The following is a 9,165-nucleotide window of genomic DNA, read 5'->3' on the forward strand; positions in this document are numbered from 1 at the left end:
TCGCTTCTGTGATTTATTGCGTAAGCGTTGCTTGCCGAAGCCATCGCATCCCTCTTGAAAAACTGTCCGGAGTATTGTGATAAAAGAGGTACTAAATGAAGCTTTGTATTGTTACTCATAAAGTCGCGCTCGGTGATGGTCAAGGTCGGGTAAACTATGAAGTTGCCTGGGAAGCGATTCGTCGCGGTCATCATGTTACCTTGTTAGCAAGTAGCGTAGATTTGGCACTTCAACAACACAATCAAGTCGATTGGATTGCTATTCCAGTTAAAGGGTATCCATTGCAACTTGTCCGCGAAATAGCTTTCTCCACCCAAAGTGCTTGGTGGTTAAATAAGCACCAAAAAGAATTTGACCTGATCAAACTCAATGGTGCAATTACTTCGGCTAGGGGAGATGTTAATGCAGTGCATTTTGTCCACAGTTCCTGGTTGCGATCGCCCTTCAATCCCTCAACACAAAATCTGAGCTTGCGTGGCACTTATCAGCGGTTTTACACTGCCTTAAATGCTGATTGGGAGAAAAAAGCTTTTGATCGAGCGAAAGTCGTAGTAGCTGTTTCTGAGAAAGTTGCCCAAGAATTAATCGCGATTGGTGTCCCACGAGATCGCATTCGGGTGATCTTAAATGGCATTGATTTACAAGAGTTTGCTCCAGGTATTGTTGATCGGCAAAAATGGGGTTTACCAGAGGAAGTGCCTCTGGCGCTATTTGCTGGGGATATTCGTACACCTCGGAAAAACTTGGATACAGTCCTGCATTCCTTAGTGCAAGTTCCCCAATTGCACCTCGGAGTTGTGGGTGGAACCGCAGGTAGTCCCTATCCTGAGTTAGCGCGATCGCTAAACTTAGAAAATCGGGTGCATTTTCTGGGATTTCGGCAAGATGTCCCCGACTTGATGAAAGCAGCAGATTTTCTAGTCTTTCCGTCCCGTTATGAGACATTTGGTTTAGTGGTACTGGAAGCGATGGCGACAGGAATACCCGTGATTACGGCTGCTACGACGGGGGCGGCGGAGTTGGTGACACCAGACTGTGGCTTCGTTTTGCCTGACTCAGAAGATACACAGGCATTAGCTGAAGCGTTGAATCAATTAGTTAAATGCGATCGGCAACAAAGACAGCAAATGGGTCAAGTAGCCAGAACTATAGCAGAACAGCATAGTTGGGCTAATATGGCACGTAATTATGTTAATTTATTTGAGGAACTGCAGCCGTGCTGACTATCTCTGTTGTGATTCCCAGTTACCGTCGCCCAAAAGACTTAGCACGCTGCTTAGACGCACTCAAAAAGCAAAAACGTCCTGCCGATGAAATATTAGTAGTAGTTCGGGATACGGATACTGAGACTTGGACATTTGTCCAAACATTGAACCCACAATTCTTACCACTGCGAACTGCCACAGTGAGCTTATCTGGTGTGGTAGCCGCCATGAATGCAGGGATGGACGCCGCTTGTGGGGATATCATCGCTTTTACCGATGATGATGCCGCACCTCACACTGATTGGCTGGAACGCATCGAGGCTCACTTTCTGTCCGATACCAATATCGGTGGTGTAGGGGGGCGGGATTGGGTGTATCACGGCACCGAGTTAGAAGAGGGGGAACGCGAGGTAGTGGGACAAGTGCAGTGGTTTGGACGAGTCATCGGTGAACATCACTTAGGGGTTGGAGAAGCCCGTGAGGTAGATGTGCTTAAGGGTGTAAACATGAGTTTTCGGCGGAGTGCGATCGGCCAAATGCACTTCGATCCACGGATGCGAGGTACAGGAGCCCAGGTACACTTTGAACTGGCATTCAGCCTGAGTTTGAAGCGGGCAGGCTGGAAGCTGATCTACGATCCAAAAGTGGCAGTTGATCACTATCCAGCACAACGTTTTGACGAAGATCAACGCAATAGATTCAATGACATTGCCTTGATTAATGCCGTACACAATGAAACTTTAGTTTTATTAGAAAACCTACCCTCGACACAACGTATTGCATTTGTATTCTGGGCAATCTTGGCGGGAACGCGAGATGCCCCAGGTTTCTTACAAGGGTTCCGATTTCTACCTAAAGAAGGAACCTTAGCAGGACAGAAATTGCTTGCATCTCTACGAGGACGTTGGCAGGCTTGGGAAACCTGGCAACAGTCAAAATAAGCATAACAGCCTGCTTCGCTAAGATTAAAGCCGTGTCATTGTGTCACTCAATTCGCTACAAATTTACGAAAGTGTATACAAAAGTAATTTTACCTGGAACTGCTCAGTGAACGACAACCATCCGCTTACAACTAATTCATCTGCAAGAGGTTTCTCTATAGGGCTACAACCGAAGCTAGCTTGGATGGCAATCCTGTGGCTAGTGATTCCTACTGCACTATGCCTGCTCATACGTTTTAGTAGCATATTGCAAATATTCTTCCCGGCCGCATCTGTTATTGTAGGCGCTTTCCTGTATTGGCGGTATCCTATCCTCTACTTAAGTTTTACCTGGTGGTTGTGGTTTATTGCGCCATTTATTGCTCGCGTTGTCGAGTACCAAAATGGCTTAACTGACCCGGGTCTACGCTTAATAATACTTGCACCTTACCTAGTAACTATACTGACCGCTTTTAGCTTTTTCAAACACTTTCCCCGCATATATCGGCAGGATGGTTTACCTTTTGTTCTAGGTTTTATCGCTATTTTTTATGCCTTTTTGGTCGGATTAGCTAAAAGTAACCCGATAACTGAGATTGTACAGGGCGTTCTTAGCTGGCTACCGGGCATCTTTTTCGGTTTCCACTTGTTGATAAACTGGCAAGATTATCCAAGCTATCGTCAGAACACTGAGCGCACTTTCTTGTGGGGGACTTTAGTCATGGGAATCTATGGAGTGGTGCAATACGTAGTAGCACCCGAGTGGGATCGATTCTGGCTTAGAAACTCAGAAGAGTTGCTGTTGTGCTGTGGATGGCCTGAACCCCTCCAGATTCGCGTGTGGAGTACACTGAATTACCCCTTCACTTTTGCCTATGCAATGATGGCAAGCTTGCTGTTGTTATTGAGTAGACAAGAGCCTTTAGTTTTTCTGGCTATAATATCAGGCTTTATGTCTTTACTGCTATCAGAAGTCCGCGCTGCTTGGGGTGGCTGGGTTATCGGATTTATTACCATAGTTATTTCAATAAAACAGCACTACCAAATGCGCTTGATCGCCACCCTTATAGTGATTGGAGTATGTCTTACCCCCTTGGCTACTATGGAGCCATTTTCTGAGGTCATCACTTCCCGCCTCGAAACTCTCTCTAATGTTAAAGAAGACCATAGCTTCAATGAGAGAGCAGAGATATATGGTAAACTCATTAATAGCGCTGTTTCTGAATTTAATGGGAGGGGCATGGGAGGTGAAAAGATAATTGATGCGGGGACTCTGGACGTACTTGCTACTCTCGGTTGGTTGGGAATTATTCCTTTTTTAAGTGGAATTATCCTAATTTTTTTGAGATTATTCCAATATAGTGAGGCTCGCTCTGATCCTTTTATGAATAGTGCTCGCGCCATTGTTCTAAGTGTTTTTATAACACTACCTGCGACTAACACAATGGTACTACTCCCTGGTGTAATGTTCTGGGGATTTTCAGGTATGGCTATGGCAGCACATAAGTACCACCAACATCAACGTACTGTCGGTCTTAGAATAGAGTGATGTCCTCAGATTAAGCAAAGAGAATCTCAATTCCTTAAATCATTTATCCCTAAATATTCTAAGACACAACTCAATAAAAAATTACCTAAATAGCTCTTATTGCAACACCTGTGTATGAAACTTACTACTAACTTAACTTTTCTATCTAGAGCTATGTATAAGTTTTATATATTGATTTTGATTAGCGCAACACTGCTTGCTTATACTCTCTTGCCTATGGCTATGGTACAGGCACAACCTGAGCAAGCCCACCGTGCAGACTCCTTTGTTGATTCTCTCGGGATCAACACGCATTTAGTCTATCGAGACACTGCTTATAGAGATTACAATGGCATCATAAAACCTAGGCTGCAAGAACTAGGAATTCGTCACATTCGCGACGGCGGTTTCTACGGTACCGAGTACTTCAACAAACTTAAGGAACTTAGTAGCATCGGTATTACGTCAATCCTGACCTTCTTTGGAACCCCGCCTGGGGAGGTTTTAGGCATCGCTAAGACCCTCAAAGAGTCTATAGAAGCAGTGGAAGGTCCAAACGAGTCAGATCTAACACAGTTCAATTTCTCGTATAAAGGTGAAAAATTCCCCGAAGGTACCCGTGTCTATCAAAAAGAATTGTATGCCACCGTTAAGGGAAATCCAGAAACAGCGTATTTGCCTGTGCTGATGCCATCAATGGGGTGGGGTCGGAACGCCAAGAGACTAGGATACCTGGAGTACGGCGATATCGGTAATTTGCACAGCTATCCAAATTTAGGTGAGCGCCCAACCTATGACATTGATTGGTACTTCATACCTCATGGGCGCAGGATATCTGGCGATACGAAGCCGATTTGGGCAACAGAGACCGGATACCATAACTTGACAAGCGACGCCTTGGGCATATCGGAAACGGCAGCAAGCAAGTACCTTCCACGACTATGGCTTGAGTACTTTAACCGCGATATCAAGCGGGTATATCTTTACGAGTTGATTGATCAGCACCCAGACCAGAATAACTCAGATAAGGAGCAGCATTATGGCTTGCTGCGAAATGACGGCTCCCCGAAGCCCGCTTATCAAAGCATTAAAAACCTGATTACCCTGTTAAAGGAACCAAGAGCCAACTTCATCCCAGGTAGTCTCGATTATGCGTTGAATGGTAATGTGACGAGTGTGAATCATACTCTCATACAGAAAAGCAACGGTGAGTTTTATCTCATCCTTTGGCAAGATGCTAAGAGCTGGGACAACAAGAAAAAGAGAGACATAGCTGTTACTAACCAGGACGTGACCTTGACCCTGAAGACCATAATTAGCCAAGCAGATGTCTATGAGCCTATCAAGGGAATCACTCCAATCAAACAATCCACAAGCCTCAGTGGAAGGATCGAGGAACTGACGCTAAGCGTACCCGATCATCCACTGGTGATCAAGCTAGTGCCTCCCAGCAAGAAATGAGATATACTCCACAAAAATTTATATCTCTACGGAGGTACTTTTTTTAAGGAAGAGAAAGCACAATTGTTGAAGGATTTACCCTGCATACTTGGAGAAAACTAAGTGGAAGATTACACAAATGATCCTGTTGTAGCGTGTGCAAATATTCTTTGCGTCGGGCTCGGATGGTTTCCGAAAACACCGGGAGGGTTGGATCGATATGTATATGAGCTTACGCATCAATTAGCAGCCAGTCAAGATCGAGTTGAATTGTGTGGAGTAGGTCTACCAGAAACTCAGTCAAACTCGGGCGTAAAACTCACTAATTTAGCTGAACCCGAACAGCGACTCTGGGAACGGTTTTGGTTGATTCGCTCCAATTTTGGGCAGCGCAAATATGCAAAACCTGATGCAATTAATCTACATTTTGCACTATATAGTTTTCCTCTTTTGCAAGTTTTACCTAGGGGGGTTCCTGTTACCTTTTCCTTTCACGGGCCTTGGGCATTAGAATCTAAGCAGGAGGGTTCTGGTAAACTGAGTGTTTTTTTGAAGCAGTGGATGGAACAAAGGGTCTATCGTCGTTGCGATCGATTTATTGTTCTGAGCAAAGCATTTGGTGATATTTTACATCAAGAATATCAAGTTCCTTGGAGCAAAATTCACGTAATTCCCGGCGGTGTGGATCTTTCGCGATTTCAAATCAACCGATCGCGCCCTGAAGCCCGCAGGCAGATCGACTGGCCTGAAAATCGCCCCATTCTATTTACAGCGCGTCGCTTAGTGCATCGAGTTGGACTCGATAAGCTGTTAATCGCTATAGCGATGATTAAACCTCAAATTCCTGATATCTGGTTGGCGATCGCTGGCAAAGGACCCCTAAAAGCGGTTCTTGAGCAGCAAGCAACAGATTTGGGACTCAATGACAACGTTAAATTTCTAGGCTTTTTGCCAGATGACCAACTACCTATAGCTTACCAAGCCGCCGACCTAAGTGTGATGCCGAGCCAATCTTTAGAAGGGTTTGGATTATCCGTGCTAGAATCCCTCGCCTGCGGCACTCCAGCACTATGTACTCCTGTTGGTGGAATGCCAGAAATTTTAGAGCCGTTTTCACCAAATTTGATTGCTGCTTCTTGTGAGGTAACAGCTATTGCTGAGCGATTGGAAGAACTGCTAACTGGAAAAGTACCCATGCCTTCTAGAGAAGCGTGTGAGGAATATGCTGCTAAGAATTTTGATTGGCAAACAATCGCGCAAAAAGTTAGAAAAGTGTTGTTAGCCTGAGTATCAAAATAATTAGAATAGGACTTATCGCTATGCTTGTCATTATCATGAAAAATAACGATTTTGCGAGGAGACAGCATACACAAAAGCGAGGTTTCACCTCTGTTTGACAAGCATAGGGATTACGCACAGACTGTAGTTTAGGATTTACGCAACTGGCACACGACCATCGACTTATAGGGTGTGCCAGATTTTCATTATGAACGGATTATGTAGGGCTTGATGAGAGTAGAGATCGTGGCTAATTGTGAAACTTGGGCCCCGGACTGTAGTTGTAGAGTTCTTTGCACACCGCACCTTACCACTACAGATAGTTTCACAATTGAAAATTTGCGTAATTCCTGTAGAATATATGGCAAAGTTTTTAGGGAAAAAAACGGATGAAAATACTATTTATCGACCAGAGCGGTAAGCCGGGTGGCGCAGAGCTTTGCCTAATAGATATTGCCAAACCCTATCGAGATAGCTGTCTAGTTGGCTTATTTGTAGATGGTTCTTTTAGGCAATTACTAGAGCAACAGCAAATTCCCGTTGAGGTGTTAGCGACTGAAGCGATCAAAGTTCGTAAAGAAAGCAGCTTGACCCAGAGTTTAAGCAGTGTAACCGCGCTAGTGCCTTTGATTGCTAAAGTTGTTCAAAAAGCTCGTCAATACGATTTGATCTACGCCAACACGCAAAAAGCTCTAGTTGTTGGTGCATTAGCTAGCTTTTTGAGTCGTCGCCCTCTCGTGTATCATTTGCATGACATTTTATCTACAGACCATTTCAGCCCAACCAACTTAAAAGTAGCTGTAACTTTGGCTAATCGCTTTGCATCATTGGTTATTGCTAACTCCAAAGCAAGTCAGGCTGCTTTCCTCGAAGCAGGAGGACGCTCGGACATAATCGATGTCGTCTACAATGGCTTTGAGCCTGAAGTCTATCAGAGCGATCGCTCTAAAATTAGCGAACTCAAGACACAGCTAGAACTTGATGGGCAATTTATCGTAGGTCATTTCAGCCGATTGTCACCTTGGAAAGGTCAACATATTTTAATTGAAGCACTTACCTACTGTCCCAAAAATGTAACAGCTATTTTAGTGGGTGATGCGCTCTTTGGTGAGCAGGATTATGTCCAGCAATTACACAAACAAGTAGCAGAATTAGGACTTGAAGAACGAGTTAAGTTTTTAGGATTTCGTTCAGATATTCCGCAGTTAATGGCAATTTGTGATTTAGTTGCACATACCTCAACCGCACCCGAACCTTTTGGCAGAGTTATTGTGGAGGCTATGCTGTGTGGTATACCTATAGTTGCTGCTCAATCTGGAGGGGCTATTGAATTAATAGAACCGGGCATCAATGGCTTTTTGGTTCATCCCGGCAAGCCACACCAACTCGCAGAAGTTATTAATACCTGTCATAACCAACCTGAGTATACGATCGCGATCGCCCAATCGGCTTACGAGATGGCTAGTCGGCGTTTTCACCAGACCAATATCGATCGGCAGATTGCAGATTTGCTAGCCAGAACTTTTACCTGACTTGTCCCAATATCTTATGAGTTATATCCAATTTCTACAAAATTCAAGTAACCTCCTCTTCGCTAGGTTTTTACGAATTTATAAGTGCGACATTTTGCCCAGTTTCACTCTATCGCATCGCAGGATAGGTGTAGGAGACCGCAATCATAATCACTCCAGACCGCAATTAGAGTTTTTTTGAGACCCAATTAAATGCAACTGAAGCCAAATTTCAGACCAAATTAAATGCAAATGAATTTCTTCCCCAGTGCTATTCCTCGACATCTCCAAACGCACGATTTTCAGATCAACCCGGTTTATAAGCGTAAGTTCCGCTCGTGTGACAAAACTAAATACTTTATTTTTGATAAAAATGTAAATCCTCCCTATCCCAATTACCCCACTGCAAACTCAGTAAATTGACGCACGTAAGGGGCTTTAAAAGCTAAAACAATATCTTCCTTGGGAACTCCGGCGGCTACTAACTCATTCGCTATTCCTGCTTCCGTTCTATCCCTCTGAATCCAAAATTTACCATCTTTTATATCAACGTGAATCACACAGCCGTAAACCCGTTTTTGCTCGTCCCAGCCCAAATGAACCACATGATAATGCTCCCGTTCGGTATCAAAAAGTAATTGAACTTCTGTTTCAGTATCCAAGTCATTCCTTGAGTGTTGAGACAGAATTGTTTGGATTAATTCTCTGTAGTTTACTCTTTCCATAAAAGTATCCCCTCTTGAATAGCATCAAAAATGAGTAATTTGAGCTGATGCTCAGCGATTAATTCTTGAATAAAACGATTGCTGAAAAAATCATTATACACATCTTGGTTTATTGCTAAATACAAAATTCTGTTTGGTTGCTTTTTTCTCAGGGCAGAACGATAGCTGAGAAATTGGCCCAAAGCTATAGCAATCCTAAATCATTATCAAGACTATGATACAATTATATGCAATACTTAATTGTGACAATAAAAACATGAATAACTTACAACTGCCACAAAAAGATAGGGAAAAAGAAATAGATTGTTTAGAATCTTTCATTAAAAGCGATATCGATGCCAGAGAACTAAAACGAGCAATAGCTGTAAAAATGGCGCTCTCAGGTAATATCTACCATGAAATCAGCAAGATATGGCGTGTAAGTAAATTTTTTATTGGTTATTGGAAAAAACAATTTCAAACCAAAGGCATCGCCGGAATCAAACTAGGACATAAAGGGTCAAAAGGGTATTTAACAGCTCGACAAAATACTGAAGTAATCGAGTGGTTAAAGAATAA

General features: G+C 43.4%; 8 protein-coding genes and 1 pseudogene. 7 read left to right on the top strand and 2 right to left on the bottom strand.

Features of this window, described 5'->3' with window-relative positions; translation table 11 throughout:
• The first annotated feature begins 95 nt into the window (after nucleotides 1-95).
• The 6 genes from QUB08_RS30565 to QUB08_RS30590 all read left to right on the top strand — a co-directional run bounded on the left by QUB08_RS30565 (nucleotide 96) and on the right by QUB08_RS30590 (nucleotide 7,903).
• Nucleotides 96-1,223: a glycosyltransferase family 4 protein gene (locus QUB08_RS30565; RefSeq protein ID WP_333229882.1), complete on the top strand. Its 1,128-nt coding sequence runs from the start codon at nucleotides 96-98 to the stop codon at nucleotides 1,221-1,223.
• Nucleotides 1,217-2,146, top strand: a complete 930-nt coding sequence (locus QUB08_RS30570) for a glycosyltransferase (RefSeq protein WP_333229884.1) — start codon at nucleotides 1,217-1,219, stop codon at nucleotides 2,144-2,146. The genes QUB08_RS30565 and QUB08_RS30570 overlap by 7 nt, the downstream gene beginning before the upstream one ends.
• A 106-nt stretch (nucleotides 2,147-2,252) precedes the next feature.
• Nucleotides 2,253-3,674 carry an O-antigen ligase domain-containing protein gene (locus QUB08_RS30575; RefSeq protein WP_333229886.1) on the top strand — a complete coding sequence of 474 codons (1,422 nt, stop codon included), beginning with the start codon at nucleotides 2,253-2,255 and terminating at the stop codon, nucleotides 3,672-3,674.
• A 114-nt stretch (nucleotides 3,675-3,788) separates the two neighbouring features.
• Nucleotides 3,789-5,114, top strand: a complete 1,326-nt coding sequence (locus QUB08_RS30580; protein WP_333229888.1) for a hypothetical protein — start codon at nucleotides 3,789-3,791, stop codon at nucleotides 5,112-5,114.
• Nucleotides 5,115-5,216: 102 nt separating this feature from the next.
• Nucleotides 5,217-6,380, top strand: coding sequence for a glycosyltransferase family 4 protein (locus QUB08_RS30585; RefSeq protein ID WP_333229890.1), 1,164 nt, complete (start codon nucleotides 5,217-5,219; stop codon nucleotides 6,378-6,380).
• A gap of 380 nt (nucleotides 6,381-6,760) precedes the next feature.
• Complete coding sequence (locus QUB08_RS30590) at nucleotides 6,761-7,903, top strand: glycosyltransferase family 4 protein (RefSeq protein ID WP_333229892.1); 1,143 nt, start codon at nucleotides 6,761-6,763, stop codon at nucleotides 7,901-7,903.
• A gap of 374 nt (nucleotides 7,904-8,277) precedes the next feature.
• Here the strand turns inward: QUB08_RS30590 and QUB08_RS30595 are convergent, their stop codons facing one another.
• Both QUB08_RS30595 and QUB08_RS30600 read right to left on the bottom strand, forming a co-directional pair.
• Entirely contained in the window at nucleotides 8,278-8,607 is a 330-nt protein-coding gene (locus QUB08_RS30595) for a XisI protein (protein WP_106332496.1), read from the bottom strand.
• Nucleotides 8,595-8,789, bottom strand: coding sequence for an element excision factor XisH family protein (locus QUB08_RS30600; RefSeq protein ID WP_333229894.1), 195 nt, complete (start codon nucleotides 8,787-8,789; stop codon nucleotides 8,595-8,597). Before QUB08_RS30600 ends, QUB08_RS30595 begins: the two co-directional genes overlap by 13 nt.
• 74 nt (nucleotides 8,790-8,863) lie before the next feature.
• Here QUB08_RS30600 and QUB08_RS30605 point away from each other — a divergent pair.
• Nucleotides 8,864-9,165 (top strand): annotated as a pseudogene (locus tag QUB08_RS30605) (hypothetical protein); the annotation flags it as partial.

The organism is Microcoleus sp. BR0-C5 (assembly GCF_036705045.1).
GTDB lineage: Bacteria > Cyanobacteriota > Cyanobacteriia > Cyanobacteriales > Microcoleaceae > Microcoleus.